Below are 26,186 nucleotides of genomic sequence, written 5' to 3' on the forward strand. Positions count from 1 at the left end.
CAAACGGTGATGAACGACGAATTCAACGCCCAATCGTCTGCGCGAGTCGCCTGCTCAGCCTTGCCAAGCGTTTGGACTGGACTTGATGGCGATGCAGTGATTGGCGACGTAGGCGACCGGCTCGCTCAACAACGCCGCTCGCTGCTTGTCAGAGTGCGTGGCGGACACTGGAATGCTGCGTGCCGCGTCATTTTCCGCTCGTTCTGGACCGACCTGCGGGGCGAGCTGCAGACGATGATCGTTTCACCACGTCAGGTTGTATCGCCGAAACAGCTTGTAAAAAAACGACACGGCGCTGGCTTCTGCGTGGTCTCCAAGCAACTCGGACGCGCCAAATCGATAGACCTCGTATCCCGCCAGTTTCAGGTCCCGGTCTCCCGCAGCCATCTGCGCATATCGGTGCCGATCAGCCTGATGGGTATCGGGGTCGCCATAGTGGTGCATGCCATCGACCTCAATCACGATGCGTATGCCATGCGGAAGCAGCAGCAGAAAGTCCATGCGAAAGCGCAGTAGGGCATCCACGCCCCGCTCTCGCACCGTTTGCGGGTCCCATGCAACCACACTTCGGGCAGCAGTGCGGGAAGGTGGGGGACCGCCTTGCCGAACGCCTTGAAAAACGAGACGAATAACAGACGTTGCGGCGGCGAATTGTCGGGCAGGATGCTCTTGAGTCGCCGGTAGAGCGAGCTTTTGGCCTCGTCATCGTTGTCGGTGCCCTGTAGCTCGCTCCACCACGCTTGCAATGCCTGCCAGCTTAGGCCGTCATTACCAATGGGCCGATCGTAGACAAGTACCTGGTCCGCATTGGTGACGATCTCGATGTCGTTATTGAGTGCATCGCGAAAGCGCAGATCGGGCTTGCTGGCAGACGCAAAGATAATGTTCTTGGGGCGATTGCCTGACGGCGCATACAGCGATACTAGTGAGTATTCCGGATAGCCATTCTTGACACCGATCTCCCGAAGCTGCGCACCGCACTGACTTAAGACGCGGTTGGCGCATTCGACGAATCCCCACTGGTCGGTGATGTCAGGCTGGACCTCCCCGGTCGCCATGCCTTCGATGAATCGCACGAATCGTGGATCGGGCGCGTCGTAAGCACCCAACTGTTCGAAGAGGTAGTCCACAGTCCAGTCGTCCGGGTTACGAAAGACGTGGCGATCAATCTCGGCCGCCAGGCTGTTGTCCTGTCGTTCCAGCAGACTGGCCCACGGGTCGTCCTCAATAATCCACAACTTTTGCAACAAATCGTTAAAGCGGCGCGCATCGCCGTACAGTGGTATCTGTTGAAGTGATCGGGCAAGTTCGCGGCGAAAGCGGAGCGAGATCACAGGACATCGAGCGTCCATCCACAGCAGATCCTGGATGCGATTGCGTGGGTGAGGGTGACGAAGCCACGCTCGATCACCTGCTGGGCTGTGCCAAGAAGATCGGCATCCGACAGGGCGTCAAAGCTTGCGTGCAACTGGTCACGTTTTGATCCAATGGCATCCACAACGGGCATGCCGAGATCCGTGCAGAGCGCCGGAAGGGTGTCATGGGTGACTCGATCCTTCAGCTCGCCCATGATCGGACGCAAGATGTCTCGCAGCGCGGCAGTATCCATATTGAGGGGCGGTGGCAGTTCGTCTTCTACACGAGCTTCGAAGGCGTGCTTGAATCGTGCCGTCACGGCGAGCGCCGGTCAAGGCGCATCGCCTGAACCGTAGCGTGAGCATATCTCGGGCGAACTGGCGGACAAGTTGCAACATGCGGAAGAGAAATCGCCGGGGGCGAACTTCAATTACATCTGAAATGGCTGCGGGCTCTTTGCGACATGCTTGTCCAGCCGCTCATTGATAAGGGCAAACAGCGCCTCAAAGCGCGCAACGCTCGTTGCCGGCAGAACGGAGTCCGGCTCGGATGCCATTTTCCTGAGAAACAGGCGCGTGGGTCGCGTCTTGTGGAACGGAATGCCGAGTTCGTCCAATCCAGCTTCAATGCGTCGTGCGATTCGCGGAACGCGCTCATTGAGCTTCAACGTCTTGCCCTTCAGTTCGGCGCTATAGGCTTCTCGCACCAGAGCCTCGTATACGGAAGCGTCTAACAGATCTTCGATGTCGGCTTCATTCGGGGGCGCCGAAAACGCTTCTGACACGAAGACGACATTGTGGTTATGAATGAGTTTGCTCTTTAGCAGTTCATCCCTGGTGGCTCTCGCGTCACGCTCGGCGTCGAGCAGCACGAGGACGTTAAGCGATTCCGATGTCAACAGGGCCACCATGTACGAAACCTTTTGCGCACCGCCAGCAGGCGTCAAGGTGATGTCAGCCTTAAGTGCTGTCTTGCCCGTTTCACTCAGGTAGGCGCTGACGGCACTGATGATCCAGAAGTCCGTGACGCCTTCGACAACCAGATTGTTGGGGCCGACAAACAGGCTTTGCGCGAGGTCATAACCTAATGCCGCCTGTAGCGGGAACAATGTTCGGGCGTCCCCCGTGGGGTCATTCGTGACGGTTGTCCCAGCATTCTCTGTGATGTTGACGGTACGCACCGAGTCAAGCGCGTGCGTTGGCACCATAAATGGGGAGTGCGTCGAGTAGAGGATCTGGTTCGAAAAGTCATGCTCAAAGTGGCGCAGCAGGTCGGACTGCGATTTCGCGTGCAGATACAGGCCGGGTTCGTCGAGCAGCAGCACCGCGTTTTCGGCGTCCCCACCGTTGGTGTCTGCGGAGAACGTAATGTAGAAGGCGAAAAACCACTGGAAGCCACGGCTTCTGTCACTGAGATTGACTTCCACATCGTACGTCGCCGTCGGGTCAGAAATGAGCGTTTCCAGGTGGTTGCCATCGAGATTGAAACGAATTTTCAGCGCGCGATCCTTCCACAGTCGCTTGATCTCGCCCGTGACGACAGCGCTGGCGCGGTTTGCCAACTGATTTCGCGTTTCGTGGTCGTTCTGTCCGAGCAGGCGCTGAAGCTCGTCAGGCTTTAGTCCCGCCACCTTGCAAAGTTTTTCGAAGTTTTTGTCAGCGTTGCTTCGTTGGCTGATCGACTTGCGCTGCAAGTAGTCAGCGATGTTCTGGTGGCCGTCGAGTTCAGGATACTCGTCAACGTAAATGAAGATGGGCAGCGCCTGAATGACACATTCCTGGGCCTTCTGCCTGGCAGCATCATCACCCGTAATGTCCTTCGCCAGTTCTTCGAGTTCGGAGAGCACCTCCTCCTGCTTATCGGTCAGTTCAGCATCGGCCCCGGCCAAAGCCGTACGAAGGGCTCTTGCTGCCGTCGTCGCGTCGGCCGCCCACGCCTTAGACTCTTTCATCACGGAGACGGCCGCTTCAAATGAGTCCGCGTGGCCTTCCAATGTCGCCGGAGTTTCCTGCTTCTGGGCGACGGCACGAACGGCCGCCGCGACCTTTTTCACCTGGCTACGGATGTGGGATTCATCGAACGTGATTGCCCCAAGCTCCGGAAAGCTGACGTTTCTCGAATGGTAGGTTCGCTCTACGTTGACCTTCGTTACTTCAGTGGCACGTGGCAAAACAGCCAGGAGCGCCGTTCGGTTGTCCTCGTCCAGCGTCCACGTGGTCGAAAGAACCGGCGTGTCATTCGTGCATTCTTCAAGGCGCCGGTGTCGGGGGAAATCCTTGATAGGGCTCAGTGCCTCGAAACCTTCATCGGGGTTCAGACTGTATAGCGCGCGCAACAGATTTGACTTGCCGCTTTCGTTTCTGCCCAGAAGGGCTGTGATCCGGGAGACTGAAATTTCCCCACTGTCGTTGATGGAGCGATAGTTGCGAACCCGAAATGACTCCAGCTTCACGGAAAGCCCTCCGTTGTTGGTTTCAGTTTGTTTGATGAAGGCGATACAGCAAATATGTTCGCCGTAGTCTACACCGCGACTGCGACCGGTAATCGTCGTTGGCTGCTGTTACGTCGCACACAGCGTGATGCGCGCACTGCTATGGCAGGACGACTCAAATAAATCTTTGGTGTTGTCTTCTCACGGCGCTTGTGGCCTATTGCGAACCCTAAAAAACAGCCTGTTTCCTGACGGGCTTTTTGCTACTTCTTGCAACCTGTCCCGAAGGCACACGTCTTCGGGCTTTATGCCGTTCGCACCTCGATTCAAAAAAATCTGAAACCTATATCACTTCCAAGAGCAGAACCAGGCCTGTCGCTGGTTCTGCCCGTCGTCACGCCATTTCACCGCGTACTTAACATGGAGCCAGTCATGATGCCCCCCATCAATTCCCCCATCAATTCCCCCATCGATACCCTCATCGCGTTTGCCATCGTCTTTGCCACCGCCGTGCTGTCCACAGCAGCCATGCTGACGTACATCGCCCGGCTCAAGGCCGCCGGTCGTGCACCGATGGCGCGTGCCGCCTGAACGGCTCCAGCCTGCACGGAGGTGCTTCCAATGATCCAGTGTCCCATCTGTGAATCCACGCGCGTCGAGACGCGTCACTATGCGAAGAAGGTCGGCGGCGCCATCGGCACGGTGGCCGGTGCGGCGAGTGGCGCGGGCGCTGCACTCTCGGGCGCGGAGGCCGGTGCAACCGTCGGTGCGACGGTCGGCGCATTCGCCGGACCCGCCGGTGTGGTGGTGGGCGGCATTGCAGGCGCGGTGATCGCCGGTTTGCTCGGTGCCGCCGCCGGTTGTGCCACGGGCGTCGCCGTTGGTGACGTGATCGACTCGAACGTGCTCGACAACTGTCGATGCCGTTCGTGTGGGCACACGTTCAGCCCCGGGTATCGCTAGCCACGCGCGCCATTTCGTTTGTCGTGCTGTCATCGGCGTGCGCCCTGCACGCCGGTTTCTCTCTTTTCCCGTCTGTCCATCTTCCACCTTGTCATGCAGCCCGGTTGCAACCGGGCTGTGTGCGTTCATCCATTTACAGGAGTTCACCATGCATCTCGTCCAGACAATGGCCTACGTCAATGAAACCCCGTGGCATGGCTTGGGTAACCAGCTTGCGCAGAACCAGCCGCTCGAAGTGTGGGCGAAGCAGGCCGGCATGAACTGGCGCATCGAGGAAACCGAAGTGCGCTTTGTGTCCGGTAGCGCCGGAGCGAACCTGGGTTCCATCCACGCGTTTCCCGAACAGAAGGTGCTGTACCGCTCGGACACGAAAGCGCCGCTCTCGGTCGTCTCCAGCCGCTACCAGGTGGTGCAGCCGTCCGAGATCCTGGAGTTCTACCGCGACCTCACGGAAGTGGGCGGGTTTGAACTGGAGACGGCGGGCGTGCTCAAGGAAGGGCGCAAGTTCTGGGCGCTGGCAAAGACCGGCCAGAGCGCCACCCTCAAGGGCCGTGACCGCGTGAACGGTTACCTGCTACTCGCGACCGCCTGCGACGGCACGTTGGCCACCACCGCGCAGTTCACGTCGGTGCGCGTCGTCTGCAACAACACGCTCGCTATCGCGCTGGGCGACAGCACGGGCGCGGTCAAAGTCCCGCACCGCAGCCAGTTCGACGCACAGGCCGTCAAGCGGCAACTGGGCATCGCGATCTCGTCGTGGGATGGCTTCATGGCGCGCATGAAAGCGCTCTCCGAACGCAAGGTCAGCACGGAATCGGCGGAAGCGTATTTCAAGCGTGTGCTGACTTATCACCCGGGCAGCACCACCGACCGTCCCGTGGCGGCGACCAACGACAGTGCGGTGAAAGCCGTACAGGCACTCTACAACGGACAGGGCAAGGGCGCGGAATACGCCTCGGCAACGGACACCGCCTGGGGGCTGCTGAACAGCGTCACCGAGTACGTTGATCACCAGCGGCGCGCACGCAGCGACGATCACAGGCGCGACGCCGCGTGGTTCGGCGCAGGCGCTGCGCTCAAGCAGAAGGCGTGGGATGAAGCGCTCAAGCTCGTTGTCTGATTCCGCACGGTCGTCTGCCGCCGCTCACGATTTTCCATTCCGTTCATTTACGCAGGCCCGGTTGAGCAGTTGCTCGCCGGGCCTTATGCCGTCAGGAGCATGACATGCCACAAGCGATACGCGATGAGCAGTTCGCGAGGACGTCACCCGCATTACGCCTCGTTGAGACCCGCAACCTGAGCCGCACCGACTGGTTGCAGGTCCGCAGAACGGGCATTGGCGGTTCGGACGCGGCAGCAGCCGTTGGGCTGAATCCGTACAAGAGCCAACTGGAACTGTGGCTCGAGAAGACGGGCAGGGACGCGACGCTCGCAAAACCTGATCCGCACGATACGACCGAGCCGGTGTACTGGGGCGCGCTGCTCGAACCAATTGTCGCTGCCGCCTACACGCACCAGACCGGCAACCGAGTACGCAAGGTCAATGCGGTGCTTCAGCATCCGACGATCCCGTGGATGCTCGCCAATCTCGATCGGGAAGTCATCGGGGTGCTGGACGTGCAGATCCTCGAATGCAAGACGGCTGGCGAGTTCGGTGCGCGTCACTGGCGCGAGGGCGTGCCCGAGTACGTACAGCTTCAAGTGCAGCACCAGCTGGCCGTGACAGGCAAGCGTGTGGCTCACGTCGCCGTGCTGCTATGCGGCCAGAAGCTCGAAATCCATCGCATCGAACGAGACGAAGCACTGATTGCGCGGCTCATCCCGCTTGAAGCGCAGTTCTGGCAGTACGTCACGAGCGACACACCGCCGCCGGCGGACGGATCGGAATCGGCGGATCGCGCATTGCGATGCCTGTATCCAGGCGATGCGCGCACCGTGGATTTTACGGATGACGGGCGGCTATCAGCCGTGTTCGCTGATCTGGTGGCCGTGCGCGCTGCGATCGACAGGCAGGAGGCGCAAGAAGCATTGCTCAAGCAGACGATCCTGCAGGCCATGGGTGACGCGTCGCGCGCGATCTTTGAGACGGGCGAGGTCTCGTTCAAACGCAGCAGGGATTCCGCTGCAGTAGACGTGAAGCGCCTGGTTGCCGATCACCCGGCCTTTGCCTTGCAGTACGCCATCACGAAACCCGGCTCACGCCGGTTCCTTGTCTCGGTCTGAGGCACGTTGACATACAGGAGAATTACCATGCTCAAAGGACTTGCGATTACGCCGCCCGTTGTCGGGCGTATCTCGATTGGAAGAGTTGTCGAGAAAAACGGCAAGCGTCTGCCGGAAAAGGATGACCAGTTCACATTGACGACGCAGGTCCAAGGGCGCGATGGCTGGATGCTGCACCCACTGAACGAAACGCTGCGCAAGGCGACGACGGGTAAGCTGCGCGCGATTCCCGTGCGTATGCTCTTCAATGACCCGGACCTGAACCTGCGCGCGGACTATAGCCTCTTTGATCGCGACACCGGACGACCGGTGTGTGTAGGCAACGGTGAGACGTGTATGCGGATGACCCGAGAGGGCGTCCAGCATCAGCCGTGCGCATCGCCGGACGGTTGTGCATTCGGAAAGCAGGGCGGCTGCAAGCCTTACGCGCGTCTGAATGTGACCATCGGTGACGATGACGAGCTGGGCTCTTTCATCCTCCGCACGACCTCGTACAACTCAATCCGCACGCTCGCCGCGCGCCTGCATTACTTCGGTGCAGTGTCGGGCGGACTGCTCGCGTGTTTGCCACTGGAACTGAAGTTGCGCGGCAAGTCCACGACACAGAGCTACCGCTCGGCGATCTACTACGTGGACCTGGGTGTGCGCGCGGGCAGCACGCTGGAGGACGCCATTGCGCAGGCGCGTGAACTGGACGCGCGTCGCAAGGCAGCGGGCTTCGATCAGTCGGCGCTCGATACCGCTGCGCGTCTTGGCTTTGCAAACGGCGCATTTGAGGACAGCCCCGAGGAAAGTATGGCCGTGGCCGAGGAGTTCTATCCGGGCAGCGACAAGCTGGACGGCTCGACGTCCGGCCATCCACCAGCCGGCGGTCCAGCGCAGTCACAACCGTCTGAAGCAGCTGACGCAGCGGACTCGCGCCCGTCGCTGCGCGACCGGCTGGTGCGAAAGGCGGCCCTGCTGGACGGAGAGGCCGCATGACGTTCACTTCTCGCTGGGCGTTTGCGCTGGCTGTTGTGGCGACAGGAACGGCGCTGAGTCTGTCGGTGCTGGCGGGCTGGCAGCGCGGCGGCACGCTGCCGGAGCGCCTAGTTTGGATCGCGCTTGGCGTCGTGCTGGTTGTCTGCGCGCACCTACTGCCAGCGTTGGTACGAGCTACGTCGCCTGTCGTGCGTGCCGTGGCCGCCGCATTGTGGGCGGCCTGTATCGCGAGTGCCTGTTACGGACACGCGACGTTCTTTCTGCTCGCGCAGCAACACGCGGGCGAGGCGCGCGCGCAAACCGCTACCTCAGCCGTGCCGATCGCGCCGTCCGCATCCGGTCGCAATCTAACGGTTGTCACGGCCGAGCGGGTGGCGGTGACGCGTCAACTCCAGTTCGCGCTGGTGCAACGTTGTCCCCGTGACTGTTCGTCAGTCCGCGCGCGGCGCGTCATGCTTGCAGCTAGGCTAGGCGCGCTCGACGCCGAAGCCGAGGACATCCGCCGTCGTCAGGCGACGGATGACCGAGTCGCGGCGCTGCGTGACTGGCTACGGGCTGATCCCGTCACGGCGCGGCTCGCCGCATTGCTCGGTACGGGCGTCGCACAACTCGATCTGCTTGTAGGCGTGATGTTCGCGGCCGTACTGGAAGGCGTGGCCTGCCTACTGTGGGCGCTCGCGCTTGAGTCACGTCACGCAGTCACGGGGACGTCCATCATTTCACCGGAGGTGGCCGTACCCGTCGTGCCGCAAGTCACAACGCCAGTCATGGCGTCCGTCACGAAGCCGGTCAGAGAACCGGCCACGGCCAGTTACGAATCGGCCCCTGCTGCTCACGTCGCCGTCCATGATTGTGATGTGCTCGCTGTAGACGACGCGCCCGATGCTGAGTTGGCGCGGCTTGCCATGGAGGTTGCCGCAGGTCGCGTGCGAGCCACCGTGGCTGACATTCGGCGGCATCTAAGCTGTTCGCAGGCGAGAGCGGCGGCATTGCGCCGCCAACTTGCCGAACGTAGCGCAACGGCATAGGCAGGGCGTCGCGCCGGTTTCATCCTTCCCCACATTTTCCTCGTTTCCACCGCCTCGCATCCGGCTCTGACGGAGGCTGGCGCACGCCTGTTTTCTGGAGAAACCAACATGAATTTACCTTCCATCCACTTTTTCCGGCCGCGTTTCCTACCCGGTCGCATCTTCGTGACGCAGGCCGCGCTGCGGGTCCTGCGTGCCGCCAACGTCTCGCCCGTCGAGCTGCTGCTACGGCACGTGAGTGGCGACTGGGGCGACCTGTCTGACAGTGATCGTCGACAGAATGACCTGTCGGTTGAAGCAGGCCTCCGGCTACTGTCAAGCTATGCTTTGCCCACCGGACAAAGCGTCCGCATCATCACGGAATGGGATCGGTCATCCACGTCCATTCTGGTGCCCGACGACTCTTCATGGTGGTGGGACGTAACGTAGGGCAGCGAGCAAGAGCGAACACGCTCTTGCGGCTGCCTAAGGCTCTTTTTTTTTGCAGGGCTCGCCCGCTTGAGGCTGGTCCTAATCAAAATGCGATGGATAAGTGTCGCTCGAAGAGTTAAGATGCGCATCCGAAGTAGCAATGCACTGCCAACGATGCGCACAATTCGAATGAGTCGCCACTGATGGTGATCGAACAATTTGCCGGTCTGAACCAAGCGCAGCGTGATCGCCTTGCATTTGTGGAGTTGCGAGTCCGTTTCATCGGGGAGATTCGTCGTCAAGACTTGGCCTCTAGGTTCGCCATTCAGTCGGCTGCTGCTACACGGGACCTCGCCCTGTACAAAGAGCGGGCACCCGGCAACATCGACTATGACCCTAAGTTGAAGGCGTACGTCTTGGGCGACGGCTTTCGACCAATATTCGACTTCCCCACAGAGCGAGTATTGGCATGGCTTACGCAAGGTTTCGGGGATGGCGAGCCAAGGTGTATCGCGGCTTGGGTCACTAACGGACCTGCCTCGCGGCTCACACAGCCGGATCTGGACGTTCTGGCTAGCGTCACGCGCGCAATTCATCGGGGATGTGGGCTCAAGATTGAGTACCACTCGATCTCCTGCGGACGCACGCAACGCGAGATCGTTCCCTTCGCCCTAATCGACAACGGGCTTCGCTGGTACGTTCGCGCCTTCGACCGGAAGTCACAGCAGTTCCGCGACTTCGTGATCACGCGTATTAGGAGCCCGCGGGTATTAAAGGGCGAGAAGCCAGCACCCCACGAGGCCAGCGATCAGGACATCCAGTGGACCCGGATACTGGAATTGGATCTTGTCCCGCATCCCGATCAGCCGCATCCCGAAATCTCCGAGATGGACTACAGCATGGAGCGCGGCGTCTTGAAGATGAAGTTGCGCGCAGCGATGGCCGGCTACTTCCTGTGCAAGTGGGGCGTGGACTGTTCCCCGACCCACAAATTGAATGGCCCTGAGTACAGACTCTGGCTCAGAAATCACTTGGCGCTGTATGGCGTCCGAAGCGCAGTACTGGCCCCGGGCTATGAAAGTCCGGAATCCGTCGAGCCAGAACAAGATTGCGACTGATATGACTCGTCTACCAAACAACAAAGGAAGGCTCGACACGACACGTCCGGGTCGTCCCGCTAAGGTCTCCAGCGTAGAAGGAGTTTGTCAATGAGTGGCCGCTGGAAGACGATTTCGCCGTCTCAGTTCCCTTGGGAGCAGGATGCACTCGACTTTGTTCAGCGTGCGCTGCCGAACCGCGAACCGTTCCGCGCGTACAGTAACTTTGAGTTTATCGCCGACGACGGGAGCATCAACGAAGTTGATCTACTAATCGTCTCGCGCTATAGCATCTTTCTTGTCGAGATAAAGAGCCGACCAGGCGAAGTCGGCGGCGATTCGCATACCTGGGTCTGGCGGGACGGCGCGAGAGAGTACTTCGACGATAATCCCCTGCTGTTGACCAACCGCAAGGCGAAGAAGCTCGCGTCGCTTCTGCGCAAGCAACTGACTGTCCAGAAGCGGCGCACACCCTACATCCAGTCTCTGGTTTTTTTGTCGGACCCCGCGCAACGCTGCAAGCTTACCGGTCCCGCGCGCGAGAACGTGCATCTGCGTGCAGACATTGCCCGCAAACTGTTCGATGAGACGGCCCCGGTCGCGAACGCTCAGCCCATTGATCGCGATCTGGCGACGTCCATCAACCGGGCGCTGGAAATCGTTGGCATTCGTCCGCCGCAGCAAAGCCGGCGTGTGGGTGACTACCAGCTCGAACAGGTCATCGCAGAGACGGACTTTCACCAGGATTGGTTGGCCAAGCACGTATCGCTGAACAACCTCAGGCGACGAGTCCGCCTTTACACTGCCAAGCGCACGCTTAACGCCGCACAACGCGCTGTGCTGGCCGACGCGGCTCGCCGAGAGTTTCAATTGCTTGAGGGAATACGTCATCCGGGCATCCTGCGCGCGTCCGACTTCATTGACAGTGAACATGGGCCGGCCCTGATCTTCGAGTACGAGGAAGGGCTTCAACGGCTCGACCACTTCATTCGGGCTCAAGGCGAACAACTCGATCTCTCGCAACGGCTGAAGCTCGTGCGCGCGATTGCCGAAGCGCTGGATGCGGCGCACCGCTATCGGCTCTACCACCGGGGCCTGTCGCCGCAGACCATCATGGTCAGGACCGTCGGTACCAATTCGTTCGACGTCACGCTCTTCGATTGGCAGATCGCGACCCGCCAGTTGCAAGAGGCCGAGAGCGAGACGACGGGCACACTCCATGTCGAAATGCTCTCAGACCGAGTGGCTCAAGAGATCTACCTCGCGCCCGAAGCACGGAACGCGCCCCGGCCGGATGCCATCAAGCTGGACCTGTTCTCGCTTGGTGCCATCGCATATTTCGTGCTCGCCGGTGAGCCGCCGGCCGTCAGCGGCGATGAGTTGGTCGTCAAGTGCGAACAGGGCCCAGGACTCACTTTGTCGGCGATGGTCAACGGATGTTTGGCCGAGATCGAGGAGCTGATCCAGTTTGCTACATGGCCATCGCCCGATGATCGATTCAGCTCGACCAATGAATTCCTGACTGCGCTCGACAAGGCCGAGGAGGCGCTTGAAGACGCTCTGACCGCACCGGTGTCCCCCTTGGCGTCGCCCCTAGAGGCCAACACTGGTAATGAACTCAAGGGCTTTGAAGTCCTGCGTCGACTGGGCAAGGGTGGTACCAGCCTCGCCCTGGAGGTACGGCGGAAGAGCGCGGGACAACCGCGTCAGGGTGTCTTCAAGATTGCGTTGGAGCCGGAGTACAACGATCGACTCAAGCAGGAAGCCGAGACGTTGGTCAGACTTCAGCCCCATCAGAATATCGTCCAGTGTTTTGAGCGTTTCGAAATTGCTGGTCTGGCGACCTTGTTCCTGTCCTCGGCGGGAGATGAAACGCTGGGTGAACGCCTGCGTCAAGAGGGTCGATTGGGTTTGGACCTGCTGCAGCGGTTTGGCGAAGAGCTGATTTCTGTTGTGGAATACTTGGAGCGCGAGGGCGTACCGCACCGCGACATCAAGCCAGACAACATTGGTATTCGCCCGGGAACAGGCAAGCGACTTACCCTCACGCTGTTTGACTTCTCCCTGGCGGGGGTGCCTGCTACCGATCTGAACGCAGGCACACGGGTATACATGGACCCGTTCTTGCGCAAACGCGGGATGTGGGATGGTTATGCCGAGCGCTACTCCTGCGCGCTCACCCTGCACGAGATGGCCACCGGCACACTTCCGGAATGGGGCGATGGCAGCGCCGACCCGGCGACCCTGAAGTCGGAAATTGTTCTCGACTCCGAGCGCTTTGACGCGTCGATTCGCAAGCAGGCACTCGACTTCTTCAGCCGGGCGCTGGCCCGCGATCATCGCAAGCGTTTTGACAACGCTGAGCAGATGTTGCGTCAATGGCGCAAGGTATTCGAGAACGTCTCGCGTCCTGTCACGACGCATACGACGCAACCTCCACAAAATCAGCTGTCTTTCGGCGAAGAACCTGCAGCGGGGGGGATCAAGCCGGGCACGCCCCTCGAATCGTTGGAGTTGGATTCGCGTCACCTCGAACTGCTCGACCGAATCGGCCGCGATGAGCTGGCTACTGCGGCGGATCTGGCCGATTTACCTCGCAATCGGCTCTACAGGCACCGGGGCATCGCACTGGCTGTAGCACGTGAACTGCATCAAATTGCCGATCGGCTGCGGCACCAGTTCAGCGGTGGCGCAGCCAAGGATGATCAGCCTGCAGATACCACAGTAGCCAAACTATCGGTGGATGCCGCAGCCGCCTTGCTTGTGCCCAAGAAAGGGGAGGAAGCCCAGCTCGAGGTACTGGAGAGATGGCTCGGCTTGAACTCGCAGCCATGCACCTCGCCGCTACACGAGGACTTGTTGCAGTCGATGGTTGAGCGGATGTCGCGTCAGCCAGAGATCACCCATCTGCGAGACGACGTGGCCCTCGTGTTGGCCGGTTTGGGCGGCATTGCGACCGTTGCCGAAATTGCTGCCGCACTGCTGGCCCGACGTGGGAGCGTGCAAACAGGCGCGGCCCGATACAGCGAGGCCGAAGCCCTGACACGGGCCGTCATCACCGTCGAGCGCACCAAGCAAGCAGCTCGCTGGCAACTGGTGACGCGCGCCGCCCACGTTCGCCCGTTAGTGGAGACGCCACAAGTTGACGATCTCGTGGTCGCGACCTTGGCCAGTAGCGGTGCGGCCGGGCTATTCCCTTCCGCTCCTGAGGTCCGAGCCAGCTACGCCGTGCTTTTGGGCGAAGCAGCGGACCGGCTGGCCCAACAAGACCCCCTTCCGTCGTCGCAACAGGTGGCCGATATCTTGGCCCGCATACCGCCACCTGCTGGCGATGCGGGATTGAGCTCCGAGCGACTGATCCGTCTGGCCGCCGCTTGTGCCCGACAGGCGGCTTTGTCCTCACGTCTGGAGTTCTACCCAGTCCAGCTGTCTGCTGCGCGCGCCGTCAAATTGGCCACCAACTCGTTGCTCGGTTTGCGTCAGTTCGATCTGGAGACAATCAGGCGCCGGATTTTCGCTCGCTACCCTGAAGCTGCGCCGCTGCCCGGCCCTACAGAACTGGAGCGACTGCTCGAGGACGCTGGCTTGGAGGTGAAGTGGGACGGTGTCAAGCGCGCCTTCGTCACGCACTATTCAACGGGCATCATTTCAGGTACCACGCAGATCGGCCGCCTTGGTACCAACAACCGCCCGCGCACAGCGACGGCACCGGACGTGCAGGCGGCTCTGCAGATCGACGAGCGCATCAAGCACGCCTTGAGCAGCGGCAAATTGCTTACCTTGTCCGTCGACCCCAAGGGCCTCGCGATTGCTCAGCGTGAGCTAACGCAGCGCTTTGGACTGAAAGTCATCGATTTCGACGAGGTCGTGCTCACACAGTTTGAGGCGCAAGCCAAGGAATGGGAAGTAGACTGGAACACCCTCCTAGCCGCCGATGCCGCGCCCGCAGGTTCGGTGGATTCGCAGAACTTCGCCACCGTTCTCGGCGAAGTCTGGTCCAAGGTTGAATCACAGTTACTCCAAGACGACCAACCAGGCCTATTGGTGAACCTTGGTCTGGCGGCACGCTGGCAGAAGATGTCCCTGTTCGCCAGGCTCGCCGATGCTTGCATGTTTGGCAAGCGCCCGCCGCTGATTGCCTTGCTTGCGAGTCCGCTAACGCCCGACAACCGTCCCGTACTGGATGGTGAAGCCGTTCCGGTCACCATCAACACTACCGATTACGGTCGCATCCCGCGCGCTTGGCTTGACAATGCCCACCGCACACGCGATAGCGCCACCTCCACGACCAGCACGAAGTCAAAACCAACATGATCAATCGCCCCAAATTGCTGGCGGACCTCAAGCTCCAGGTTCGAGACCTTGAGGCTGACCTAAGGCAACGCTTTCTTACCAACAACAGCGACTACAGGTCGCGCCTCACCGCCGAATGGCAGGCCGCGCGTGACGCCGGGCGTACATCAGAAGACGTGGCCATTTGGGCTGAATCCCAATTCACGCAATCGGCGGTGGCGTGGGTGCTTGCCTGTGTGTTCGTGCGCTTCTGCGAAGACAATGATCTGCTCGACGCCCCGTTGATTTCCGGAACCGACAGTCGTGGGCAATCCGCAGTGTCAAGGCAGGAGGCCTTTTACCTGCAAAACCCCACCGCGTCCGACAACGACTACCTGCGTGACGTGTTTGCCGTGGCCGGGCGTCTGCCAGGGCTGTCGGACGTCTCGAAAGTTCAGTGCAGCCTGCTGCTTGCCCCGGTGTCTGCCGACATGGGCAAACAACTGGTGCGCTTTTTTCGCGCCACAAACGCGGACAGTGGCGCGCTTGTGCACGATTTTGCCGACTCCGACTGGAACACGCGCTTTTTGGGTGACCTTTACCAAGACTTGTCCGAGGCCGCCCGCGAACGCTATGCGCTGTTGCAGACGCCAGAATTTGTCGAGTCGTTCATCCTGGACCGCACCCTTACCCCGGCGCTCGATATCTACGCCTTGGAAGAAGTTGATCTGATCGACCCCACTTGTGGTTCGGGGCACTTCTTGCTCGGCGCCTTTGAGCGCCTAGCCCCGCGCTGGCTGCGCAAGCGCCCAGACAACGTCAATCTAGCCCTGCAGGAGGCGCTGGACCGCATCGCGGGCATTGACCTCAACCCCTACGCAGTGGCGATTGCGCGGTTCCGCCTGTTGATCGCTGCACTAAAGATGGCGAGCGTCCGAAAATTGCGGCTCGCTCCAGATTTCCATTTGCACATCGAGACGGGAGACAGCCTGCTGCACGGTTTCGATCAGCGTGACTACACAGGGGCACAGGTTTCTCTCGCGCTGGACACCCCGCAAGAGAACTTGGCTACGGCCGCTGACCACTTATATCGTCACGCGTTTGCGGCTGAAGATCTGACCGCCACCAATGGGATTCTGGCCCGCAAATATGCGGCGGTTGTCGGCAATCCACCGTACATCGCTGTTAAGGATCGCGCCGTCTCGGCCCTGTATCGAGAGCGATTCTCCAGCTGCCACGGTAAGTACGCCCTCGTCGCACCATTTTGCGAACGATTCTGGGCCTTGGCCAAGCCGCTCGACAACGCACAGCGTGCAGGGTATGTGGGCTTGATTGTTGGCAATGCCTTCATGAAGCGTGAATTTGGCAAAAAGCTTGTTGAAGCATTCTTCCCCGTAGTGGATCTCACACACGTAATTGATACTGCTGGCGCGTACATCCCGGGACATGGAACTCCAACTGTAATTATGTTTGGAAGGACACGCCCTCCTGCAAGTAACGTCATTCGTGCGGTAATGGGAATCAAGGGAGAACCGTCGACTCCAGTCGACCCTGCGCAAGGAATAGTCTGGCAGGCGATTCTTAACCAAATAGATCAGCGGGATTCGGAATCCGAATGGATTAGCGTCACCGATACTGAGCGCTCGTCGTTTGCGAGACATCCCTGGAGCATTGGTGGCGGAGGGGCGTCGGAACTGAAAAACCAAATCGAAGAAGTTGCCGCTGGTAAGCTCAGTGCCATCTCGGACGAAATGGGAATCGTCAGCGTTACGGGCGAAGATGACGTTTACCTGCTCGGAGAACAGGGTGTCGCCGAGCGCCACGGAATTGAAGCCGTCCGGCAGCTTGTGACTGGAGATCTTGTCCGAGACTGGACTTCCTCAGGTCTTACCGCAGTTTGGATATATGACAATGAATTCAATCTGCAGTCACTCGATAGTAATCCAAGTACGCACCGCTTTCTGTGGTCGTATAGAACCAACCTGTCCAAGCGAAAACGTTTCGGGACGCCGATGCTTGAGCGTGGCTTGTCATGGTACGAGTGGCAAGAACTCTATTCGGCAAAACTAAGAACTCCGCTAACCATCACGTACGCATTCGTTGCGACCCACAACCATTTTGTATTGGATCGTGGCGGAAAAGTATTCAATCGGTCCGCTCCTGTAATTAAACTTCAATCCAGCGCAACTGAAGAGCACTATTTCGGAATACTGGGGATTTTGAATTCATCGCTGGCGTGCTTCTGGGCTAAGCAAGTATTTCATAACAAAGGAAGTACCGTTGATCAGCACGGTGCTCGGCAAAGAACGGATGCCTTTGAAGATTTTTACGAATTCACATCAACTGGGCTTGGCAAATTTCCTCTGCCAGACGAGTTTCCCGTTGAGACCGCGAGGCTAATTGATGATTTGGCCAGCAAATACACCAAGCAGCTTCCTACTGAGACGATCAGGTCGCCGATTCCTAGTCGTCAAGATTTGGACGCCGTGCGTGATTCATTGGAGGAAACTCGCGCGAAAATGATCGCTTTGCAGGAAGAGCTCGACTGGGAAACGTATCGGATCTATGGTCTTCTCGATGAAGATCTTCGATTTATTGGTGATCTTCCTCATGTAAAACTTGGCGAGCGAGCGTTTGAAATTGCGCTGGCGCAGGACTGCGCGGCAGGGACCGCGACCACAACCTGGTTCGAGCGACACAGGTCACGCTCCACTACGTCGGTTCCTGCGCATTGGCCTGCCGACTATCGTGCGTTGGTCGAAAGGCGCATCGCAGTAATCCGCCGCTCGCGCGATCTGGCGCTGATCGAGCGTCCAGAGTGCAAGCGTCGTTGGGCATCTGACGAGTGGGAAACGCTGGAAAAGGCCGCTCTCGAACAATGGCTGTTGAATCGTCTAGAAGCACCGGACCTGTGGCGACGCGATGCACATCCGGCGCCCAAACTACGGGCGGTTCGCGAGCTTGTCGATGCTTTGTCTAGTGACGAGGAATTCCGACGCGCTTTGGATTTGTATGCAGGCAGCGGCAGCGACGCCCATGCGACGGTCGTGGCGCTCGTCCAGCAGGCCAGCGTGCCCTACTTGGATGCACTGCGTTACAGCGAAAGCGGTTTGCGCAAGCGCGCCGTCTGGCGGAATACCTGGCTGATGCAGAGGCGCGAAGATGCGATCGACGCGGAGGTGGCCTCGAAATTGGCTGATGAGCCGATGGAGGTGACCAAGGAAGAGCAGGCGCGACGTAAAGCCGCAGAAGTGGGCGTTATTCCTGTTCCGCCGAAGTACAAGCAAGAAGATTACCGCGAAGGTGTGTACTGGAAGTTGCGCGGTGCCCTTGACGTTCCCAAGGAGCGCTTTGTTTGTTTCCCGGGCTTCGAGCGTAGTAACGACGCCGGAAGCCCGATGCTGCTTTGGGCCGGCTATGACGCTAAGGCTCGCGCCTTGGCTCTGACGGGCTACCTGTACGAGATATTGCAACGCGAAGGCGCTGATGCGGAGCGTTTGATGCGAGCGCTAGCCGGTCTAGACGAGCTTCTGCCGTGGGTGCACCAATGGCACCCAGAGGTCGATGATGATCTGGGTATGAGCACCGGCGACTATTTGCAGGGCTTGCTCGATGCGCAGTTGGCGCAGCACGGGCTGACGCTGAGCGCAGTGCGCGCTTGGCAACTCCAGGCTCCCATCCGCCGCACACGCGGCAGACGGGCCAGCACGGCAGCCTAGGTCTGATTTGCTTGACTAAATTCGAGGGAAACACAACAACGTGCCAAAACTACGCGAGATATTTGACCTGCCAGAGCAGGTCCATCAGGGCGACTTTGTTCTCCGCCTGACGGAGGGCTTGAATGCCCCAGCGGAAACCGTGCGCGACTATATCGCCACGCCCCAGTTGGTGAAGTGCTTCGACCAGGCGCTTGGGGTGGTCAAGGGCGCGATCGACAGCCGAATGAGCAAGGGCGCGTACCTGCATGGCAGTTTCGGTTCCGGGAAGAGCCACTTCATGGCCATCTTGTCACTGGTGTTGCGCGGCGACGCCACGGCCCGTGGTAAGCCCGAGTTGGCCCCGGTTGTGTCCAAGCACAACGGCTGGACGCAGGGCAAAAAGTTCTTGGTCGTGCCATACCACATGATCAATGCCGAGACGCTGGAATCGGCGCTCTTCTCGGGCTACGCAGATCTCATCGCACGTTTGCACCCTGAGGCGCCGAGCCCTGGTTTCTATCAGAGCGAGGGTATGCTCAACGATGCACAGAAGCTGCGCACCCAGATGGGCGACGAAGTCTTTTTTCGCGCTCTGAATGGCGCAACTGGCGCGGCCACTGGCGGCGGTGGCTGGGGGCGTGTCACGCAGACCTGGGCCGCCGCGCGCTTCGAGGCCGCCCTGAAGGTGCCCCCCGGCAGCCCTGAGAGATTCAAACTTGTTGGTGCTTTGGCACGCGCGTTCTACGGCAGCGTGAGCCATTATTCCGCCTCGCAGCGCGAGATGTATACCTCGCTGGACGACGGCTTATCGGCGATGTCGCACCACGCTAAGGAACTCGGCTACGACGGCATCATCCTTTTCCTGGACGAGTTCATCCTGTGGTTGGCTAGCCGCGCGGCAGATGTGGCTTGGATTGCCCGTGAAGGCCAAAAGGTCGCGAAGCTGGTCGAGTCGAGCAACGCTGACCGCCCGACACCCATCATCAGCTTCATGGCCCGCCAACGTGATCTGCGCGAACTGGTCGGTGAGCACATGCCTGGTGCCGAGCAGTTGTCGTTTGCCGATACGCTGCAGTATTGGGAGGCCCGTTTCGACAAAGTGAATCTGGAAGACCGAAACCTTCCAGAGATTGCCAAGAAACGACTGCTGCGCACGCGCGGGCCCGCAGAAGATGCGCTGCTCAAGGGTGCGATCAACAAGCTGCTGGGCAGCCAACCCGAAGTGCTGCAAACCCTGTTGACTCGCGATGGCGATCAGCAGATGCTTCAGGACCTTTATCCCTTCACGCCTGCGCTGATTCAGACACTGATCGCTGTTTCGTCGATGTTGCAGCGAGAGCGCACGGCGCTCAAGCTAATGCAGCAGATGCTAGTGGACAAGGCCGACACGCTGGAGATTGGCGACGTCATCCCGGTCGGCGATCTGTTTGACGTGATTGCCGAAGGGGACGAGCCTTTCACCCATGGCATCAAGCTCTTTTTCGAACAGGCCAAGCAGCTCTGGCGGCGGCGGTTGTTGCCGATTCTGGAGACCCAGCACGGCGTAGCTTGGGAAGACATCGAGTCTGGTAAGGCCGATCCGAGGAAGGCAGCCGCCTTGCAGAACGACGCGCGGTTGCTGAAGACTCTGGTATTAGCGGCGCTTGTGCCCGAAGTCGAAGCCCTGAAGAATCTAACGCCAACAAAGCTGGCGGCGCTGAACCATGGCACGATTCGTACGCCAGTGCCCGGCAGCGAGGGCGTTACTGTGCTGACTAAGCTCAAGCGCTGGGCGGGTCAGGCCGGTGAAATCAAGATTGCGGACGATTCGCTGAATCCGATCGTGTCCGTCGAAGTGGCCAAGGTGGACACCGACGCCATCCTAGCCAATGCGATGGTGTTTGACACGCAGGGCAACCGTCAGGCGGAAGTCAGACAGTTGATCACCGATGGCTTGGGTTTGGCCGATGCAGGTTCCAGCTTGCTGCCGCCTGAGATGGAAATCAGCTGGCGCGGCTCGCGGCGCGGCGCGGAGATTCTGTTTGGCAATGTCCGTGAGCAGTCCTTCGACACCCTCAAGGGACGTGAAGGAACGTGGCGCGTCGTGATCGATTTCCCGTTTGACCACCAACCCGAGCATGGCCCACAGGACGACGTGGCCAAAATCAACGGATTCCTCAACGAAGGCAGAGTCGGCCGCTCGATGGTGTGGCTGCCGTCGTTCCTTTCCCCCAATACACAGGACCAGTTGGGCCGTTTGGTGGTCATCAACTTCGTCTTGCGTGGCAACAACCTGGACCAATACGCTAGCCAGCTGTCGCAGACGGATCGCGAGCAAGCGCGTGTGCTGCTCACTAACCAGCGCGACCAACTGCGCCAGTTTATTCGCAACTGCCTGTACACGGCTTATGGGCTCAACAGCGTCGCCCTGGAAGCACTGGACCCCGCGCAAACGGTCGACGAGCATTACTTCAGCCTGGACCCCTCCTTGATCTTGCGGCCACCTGTGGCGGCAAACTTCAAAGATGCGTTCGAAAAGCTCGCCGAGCAAGCGCTGGACTACGAATTTCCGGCCCACCCGCACTTTGACGCCGAACCACGCCCGATCGCGGTCAAACGCCTCGCTGATCTGATGGTGCTGGCGGCTCAGAAGCCCGCCCATCGTGTCGAACTCGAAGCCTCGCTGCGGGACGACGCCAAGCGCATAGCACCCAGGCTCGATCTGGCCGAGGTCGGCGAGGCCGCGCTGCAGCTGCGGGACGACTGGTCACAGCATTTTGCTAGACAGATTGCGCAGCAGGCAGGGCGCGAGCCCACGGTGACCGACCTCCGCCGCTGGCTGGACTTGCCCGATCGACGCGGCCTCCGTGAAGACCTGCAAGACCTTGTAATCTTGACCTGGCTGGCCAAGAGCAATCGCTCCTTGTACCGCTTCGGTCAACCGTTCAAAGGCGAGATCGGCAACGTGCCGAACGAATGCGAGGTGCGCGAGCAGCCCTTGCCGACAGTGGCGGAATGGGACAAGGCGACCAAACTTGCAGGCGAAATGCTGGACCCGTCGATGGCCACACTTTATCGGTCAGCACCCGGGCTGGTGGAGTTTTCGCGTGCCGCGCGCAAGCGCGTCGCCGACACGGCAGCCCATCTGCTGAACTATCTGCGCGTGGTTGACCAATTAATGACCTTGGTGCAGACGGATGTCGTGGCCAAGGGAGAGCCTGCCCTGCGCAAGACTGGGGCCATGCGGCTCAGGGATTGGTTCGCTGCAATGGAGTCCCGCGGCTCGGAAATCGACCTCGTCAATCTGGTATCCCGGCTTGATTTCAGTGCCGAGGAAATCGCCGAAGCAAAGGCCGTGCTAGGTGGCGTCCAGGCGCTGGCGCGTGTTGAGGCCAAACACTATCTAGTCAACAGTCTGCATTCGATTGCAAACGGCGGCAGTGAGTTTGCGCCACGGGCCAATCAGATTCTCGAAAGCCTCGCGCATGCGGTGCTCCGCTACGAATACGTCGACGGACTGCCAGCTGCTGTTGCGCAGTTTGAGCGCGATGCGGGAGCACTGATGGCCGATGTCGCCAATCGGGCGACACCGCCTAGCCCGCAGCCTCAACCTACTCCGGAGCCGGAACCGGAGCACGGCATGAAGGCTCCTCAGCGAATTGAGCACGCCAGATTGATCAAGACCGATGCCCTGCAGGCACTGGCCGACGCGCGGACGCTACTTGAGGGGCTCGGCGACGTCAGTGTGGACATTCATATCGTGATCCGGGAACAGGAATGAAGGTCCCGGCACATCAGATCAGTCTTCAGGCGAAGCAGGCGCACGAGGCGGACCCACCAGCAAGGTTCATCCTTTTGCGGCTGCCCTTGGATGCCTTCGATGGCGCAGCGGTGGATGTGAACGCTGAGAGCTGGCCAGTCTCGGCCTGCAGTTCCCCTTTAGCCGTTCGCGACGCGATGCGCCGCCATGCTGTCAGCACGACGCCGGTCGTGTTGCTATTTGCGGGAGACGAGAGTGAGCTAGGCTCCGACGTACTGGCACGTTGCGCCAAGCGACGCGCCATCACACACGACCTCTGGCAAACCGTGCTGGCTCTCTTCCGGGCGGCGCACATTGATCCGCGTTTGGTTCGCCATCGCTGGCTGGCTGAAATGCTTGTGCGCTACATGCCAGCAGAGGGCTATGCCCCTGTCCGGTCACTCGTTTTGGACCAGGATCGGGCTTGGAAAGAGCTGTTCAGAGTTGTATTGGGCTTCGAGTCGTATCCACCGACGGAACTTGACCTATTGAAGTGGGCCGGCGATGCCCAACGGCGTGAGCAATTTAAGGCGTTGGACGATACTGCGCGTCAAGAAACGGTTCAACGCCTTCGAGAAGCGCTCGGCGAGTTGGTGAGCTTCGTTTTTGCGGCCATCGATACAGGGAGCGCCGACGATTTGGTCGCAATCGCCATGCTTTGTGAAGCCTTGGAAGACAAGACCACTGGTTCGGAATCCAGCAGGGCCAAGGTCGCAGCCCGGCTGGAAGTTTTGTTCAATGGATTGACGATTGCGACACACACGAGTCATCAACTGGCCAGAGCAGCTGACGCTTGGTTTGATCGCGCCCCCGAAGCCACCCAACAACAGCAGGTTGCGCGCTATGAATCGTTGGTGACGCAACTCAAAGCCGAGTCACTGGCCGCGCACGCAAGGTATGGAAATGCTGCCCTGCGCGAGAAGACTAGGGCTTTTGCTGCCGCGCTGAACGACCTCAATTTGCCGGAGGCCATTCTCCAGTTCGGGCGCATGATGGCGCACCGAGGCCCAGTCGTGAGCAGTCGCTCTGAGCTCAGATGCAAGATGGCGGTGCGCCTGGTCAGTTGGCTGACGCAAACGGCCAGCGATTTTCCGTCATCATTAAACGCGCTGTCTGAGCAGTATCGGAATGAGATCGCCTGGGTGGACTGGGCGCAAACCGTGCTGCTGGAAGGCGACGATTCTGCAGACTTGGCGAACGCCTATGGCCTGCTCCGAGAAAAAACTCGGACTCGCAGAGAATTATTCGACCAGCGTTTCGCTGAGTCGCTGGCGGCTGATCAGCCCAATGGCACGTCCTTGATTTCGATCGAGAACGCCCTCGACAAATGCGTTGCACCGGTTGCGGTGGCCGGGCGGAGCTTGCTCATCGTTGTGGACGGAATGAGTATCCCTGTTTTTCTGGAGCTGCATCACAGTCTAAAGGAGCAGGGTTGGGTCCAGTTCAAGCGCGCAGAAGGGGCCTGTTCGACTTTGCTGGCTATGTTGCCGTCGACAACAGAAGCCTCTAGGACGTCGCTGCTTTGTGGTACCGCTTGCGCTGGATCGGCATCAACGGAACGGGCGGCGTTCAGCGCCTATCCGGCGCTCGTTGCCCCGTCTGTCGCGGGCAAGCCGCCGGTGATTTTTCACAAGAGAGATCTGCTCGATACTTCTGGTGTCGCCCTTTCAGACGATCTCAGAACCGCCCTGAGCGACACTCGGCAACGAGTCGTCGCTGTCGTTATCAATGCAGTGGACGATCATTTGATGAAGTCTGACCAACTGCGGCTGCGCTGGGACATTGCGCAGTTTAAGGGTTTAGATGCACTGCTAGCAGAAGCACGTTCCTCCGAACGTGCTGTAGTGTTCACCAGTGATCACGGCCACGTACTTGACCAAGATACGGTCATGCAGGGGGCAAGCCCCAATGCCCGATGGCGCGAACCAAGTCTGGAGTCCTACCCAGGGGAGATTGCGTTGAAGGGCAATCGAGTCAGAGCCGCCAGCGGCATGGATGAAGTTGTCCTGGCATGGAGCAGCAAGTTGCGATACGCGAGCAAACGGAACGGCTACCACGGTGGCTGCGCGCCGGCTGAAGCGCTAGTTCCGATCACCACCTACCGCTATGGAAACAAAGCTGTCGATGGTTGGAGCGTTCGAGACGAAGTGGCTCCCGACTGGTGGCAGGGATGATCGAGGTGGACGTGCGAAATGTTCGCCAAGATTGGTGGCGATCAGGCGGTGCCACTTCCACAGTCGCCTGACTGAGCGCTTCCAGGTTACAGAATGGCAATGGCGTCAAGCTTCGCGCGCATTCTGTCGTGTCGTAGATGACCATAGTGCTTGTCGATCATTTCGGTAGACGTCCCGGCCATTCTCGCAACCTCGAAGCTGTCGATGCCGTTTGCGATCATTTCGCTGATAGCTGTGTGTCGGAGCGAATACATAACAACTGATGGCGGAAGCTTTGCAGCCTCGACAGCCTTCTTGAAGGGCTTCTTCCACGAATCCTTGTTCCACGGTTGACCGTATTCGGTTGCGAAGATCGAGGCGTTGGCAATCTTGTCCTTAGTCTGTTCCTCAAAAAACTGTATAGCAACTGACGCAAGGGAGACCACCCGATAGCCAGTCTTTCCGTCGAGCGCGAGCGTTCCCTGTTGCCGGTCAAAGTGTTTGACGCAAGCGTTGGCAAGTTCGCCAGGGCGGGCTGCTGTAAAGAGCATTGCCTTGACGAGTTGGCGGATGTCTTCGGCGCATGCCGCGACCAAGGCCGCACGCTGATCGCTCGGCAAGAATGACTGTCGTCGTCGGCCAACGTCCTTGAACTTGGCGACGGTCTTCCATCCAGCGTCGGTCGCGACTAACCGATCACGCAGAGCTAGATTCAGGGCCGCCTTTAAGGACGCCAGATTCCGATTCGCAGTGTCTTTTGCCCGACGCAGGTCATCCTCGTCCTCGGCATTTTCTTCGCATCCGATAAGTTGCTCTGTCAACCAGTCCTTCAGGTGAGAGGTACGAAGTTTAGAGAGATCGACTTTTGCAATCTTTTTGTCATGGACAAGCCGTTTGAACCGCCCTTCGGCGTCGGCCTTGCTCTTGGTACCCTTATGAAGCCCGAGATGCTGGACGTAGTGATCGCACGTATCCTTTACGGTGAAGCTCTTGCTCGATACCCCAGCATCCAACGACGAGACCCATTCGAGCGTGGCCTTCACCGCATCGTCGTAGTTTGTGAAGGTTCCGAGCGCCCGGTATTCCTGCTTCCCCGTTTCGCTTCGCCGGCGGGCGACCCATGTTCCTTCACCTTCAGAAAGCTTACGGAAACCAATATACAGGCCGGACTGGATACGTGAGAAGTAGGGTTCGCGCCGTGGCGCCAGCTTTTCGCGGGCGGTCTTTGTCGTGATGGAGGTGCTCATGATCTTCGTACGGAAAATGTACGGAAATTCTAGTTTGGTTGTGATTGAATTTCAATGGACATGTTTTCGTTAAAAATCAATAGGTTGATTATTTTTTTGGACGGGGTGTGATGCCGTTTGATGGCATTTCCCGCCCTCCGAAGGCAGGGGTTGCTGGTTCGATCCCAGCCGGGCGCGCCAATAACATTGGCTCCGAATCAAGGGTTTAGGCAAACAACGCCTAAGCCCTTTTTTATTTCCCGCGCGCGCAATGTTGCGCCATTCGGCGCCTCGTCCCCAGGCTTGTCCGTTGTGCTCACTCCCGCTAGAATCCCCCGGTCACTGGGGAGTAGCCTTCCTTCACGCATCGCATGAAGGAGAGCGCGTCAACATACTTGACCTGACAGGTCATGGCGCGTTCGACCGGGTCGGTTTGGCGAGACCATTGGCGCATTGCTTCGTTCTGGTCGGACGGGTGGCGGTGCGTCATTGGTTCGTCTAACGTCCGACCGCGGAGCCGCTGTGAAATCACGTTGTCCCCTACCCAATTTTCTCCTGCACCATGCGCC

The 26,186-nt window shown here is 59.5% G+C and carries 17 protein-coding genes and 1 riboswitch; of the genes, 13 read left to right on the plus strand and 4 right to left on the minus strand.

Going from position 1 to position 26,186, the window contains the following annotated elements; genetic code table 11:
• Window positions 1–9 precede the first annotated feature (9 nt).
• Window positions 10–516 (plus strand): hypothetical protein, encoded by a 507-nt coding sequence (locus ACTJLB_RS02730; protein ID WP_440782394.1) that lies wholly within the window; start codon window positions 10–12, stop codon window positions 514–516.
• Here the strand turns inward: ACTJLB_RS02730 and ACTJLB_RS02735 are convergent.
• From ACTJLB_RS02735 to ACTJLB_RS02745, 3 genes are all read right to left on the minus strand, one after another.
• The gene (locus tag ACTJLB_RS02735; protein ID WP_440782395.1) at window positions 459–1,334 is read right to left on the minus strand and encodes a hypothetical protein; all 876 of its coding nucleotides are present in this window, start codon (window positions 1,332–1,334) and stop codon (window positions 459–461) included. The genes ACTJLB_RS02730 and ACTJLB_RS02735 overlap by 58 nt on opposite strands.
• A complete protein-coding gene (locus ACTJLB_RS02740) occupies window positions 1,331–1,675 on the minus strand; it encodes a hypothetical protein (RefSeq protein WP_440782396.1) in 345 nt (114 codons plus the stop codon). The genes ACTJLB_RS02735 and ACTJLB_RS02740 overlap by 4 nt, the downstream gene beginning before the upstream one ends.
• Window positions 1,676–1,786: 111 nt before the next feature.
• A complete protein-coding gene (locus tag ACTJLB_RS02745) occupies window positions 1,787–3,808 on the minus strand; it encodes an AAA family ATPase (protein WP_440782397.1) in 2,022 nt (673 codons plus the stop codon).
• Window positions 3,809–4,219: 411 nt separating this feature from the next.
• Here ACTJLB_RS02745 and ACTJLB_RS02750 point away from each other — a divergent pair, with 411 nt between their 5' ends.
• The 12 genes from ACTJLB_RS02750 (at window position 4,220) to pglZ (ending at window position 24,412) form a co-directional block, all read left to right on the plus strand.
• Window positions 4,220–4,378: a hypothetical protein gene (locus ACTJLB_RS02750; RefSeq protein ID WP_440782398.1), complete on the plus strand. Its 159-nt coding sequence runs from the start codon at window positions 4,220–4,222 to the stop codon at window positions 4,376–4,378.
• Window positions 4,379–4,408: 30 nt separating this feature from the next.
• Window positions 4,409–4,750 carry a hypothetical protein gene (locus tag ACTJLB_RS02755; protein WP_440782399.1) on the plus strand — a complete coding sequence of 114 codons (342 nt, stop codon included), beginning with the start codon at window positions 4,409–4,411 and terminating at the stop codon, window positions 4,748–4,750.
• Between the two features lie 148 nt (window positions 4,751–4,898).
• A complete protein-coding gene (locus ACTJLB_RS02760) occupies window positions 4,899–5,870 on the plus strand; it encodes a DUF932 domain-containing protein (RefSeq protein WP_440782401.1) in 972 nt (323 codons plus the stop codon).
• Between the two features lie 104 nt (window positions 5,871–5,974).
• Window positions 5,975–6,973, plus strand: coding sequence for a YqaJ viral recombinase family protein (locus ACTJLB_RS02765; RefSeq protein ID WP_440782402.1), 999 nt, complete (start codon window positions 5,975–5,977; stop codon window positions 6,971–6,973).
• Between the two features lie 27 nt (window positions 6,974–7,000).
• Window positions 7,001–7,954, plus strand: coding sequence for a recombination directionality factor (locus ACTJLB_RS02770; protein ID WP_440782403.1), 954 nt, complete (start codon window positions 7,001–7,003; stop codon window positions 7,952–7,954).
• Window positions 7,951–8,982: a hypothetical protein gene (locus tag ACTJLB_RS02775; protein WP_440782404.1), complete on the plus strand. Its 1,032-nt coding sequence runs from the start codon at window positions 7,951–7,953 to the stop codon at window positions 8,980–8,982. The genes ACTJLB_RS02770 and ACTJLB_RS02775 overlap by 4 nt, the downstream gene beginning before the upstream one ends.
• Window positions 8,983–9,090: 108 nt before the next feature.
• A complete protein-coding gene (locus tag ACTJLB_RS02780; protein WP_440782405.1) occupies window positions 9,091–9,411 on the plus strand; it encodes a hypothetical protein in 321 nt (106 codons plus the stop codon).
• 185 nt (window positions 9,412–9,596) lie between these two features.
• Entirely contained in the window at window positions 9,597–10,511 is a 915-nt protein-coding gene (locus ACTJLB_RS02785) for a WYL domain-containing protein (RefSeq protein ID WP_440782406.1), read from the plus strand.
• A gap of 90 nt (window positions 10,512–10,601) precedes the next feature.
• A complete protein-coding gene (gene pglW / locus ACTJLB_RS02790) occupies window positions 10,602–14,804 on the plus strand; it encodes a BREX system serine/threonine kinase PglW (protein WP_440782407.1) in 4,203 nt (1,400 codons plus the stop codon).
• A complete protein-coding gene (pglX, locus tag ACTJLB_RS02795) occupies window positions 14,801–18,481 on the plus strand; it encodes a BREX-2 system adenine-specific DNA-methyltransferase PglX (protein ID WP_440782408.1) in 3,681 nt (1,226 codons plus the stop codon). Before pglW ends, pglX begins: the two co-directional genes overlap by 4 nt.
• Before the next feature lie 40 nt (window positions 18,482–18,521).
• Window positions 18,522–22,220 carry a hypothetical protein gene (locus ACTJLB_RS02800; protein WP_440782409.1) on the plus strand — a complete coding sequence of 1,233 codons (3,699 nt, stop codon included), beginning with the start codon at window positions 18,522–18,524 and terminating at the stop codon, window positions 22,218–22,220.
• A complete protein-coding gene (pglZ, locus tag ACTJLB_RS02805) occupies window positions 22,217–24,412 on the plus strand; it encodes a BREX-2 system phosphatase PglZ (protein ID WP_440782410.1) in 2,196 nt (731 codons plus the stop codon). Before ACTJLB_RS02800 ends, pglZ begins: the two co-directional genes overlap by 4 nt.
• An 86-nt stretch (window positions 24,413–24,498) precedes the next feature.
• On the opposite strand, the gene ACTJLB_RS02810 is transcribed toward pglZ, so the two are convergent.
• Complete coding sequence (locus ACTJLB_RS02810; RefSeq protein ID WP_440782411.1) at window positions 24,499–25,638, minus strand: tyrosine-type recombinase/integrase; 1,140 nt, start codon at window positions 25,636–25,638, stop codon at window positions 24,499–24,501.
• Window positions 25,639–25,949: 311 nt separating this feature from the next.
• Window positions 25,950–26,130, plus strand: a riboswitch (yybP-ykoY riboswitch).
• Window positions 26,131–26,186: the final 56 nt, after the last annotated feature.

Source organism: Paraburkholderia sp. 22098, assembly GCF_052045935.1.
Classification (GTDB): domain Bacteria; phylum Pseudomonadota; class Gammaproteobacteria; order Burkholderiales; family Burkholderiaceae; genus Paraburkholderia; species Paraburkholderia caledonica.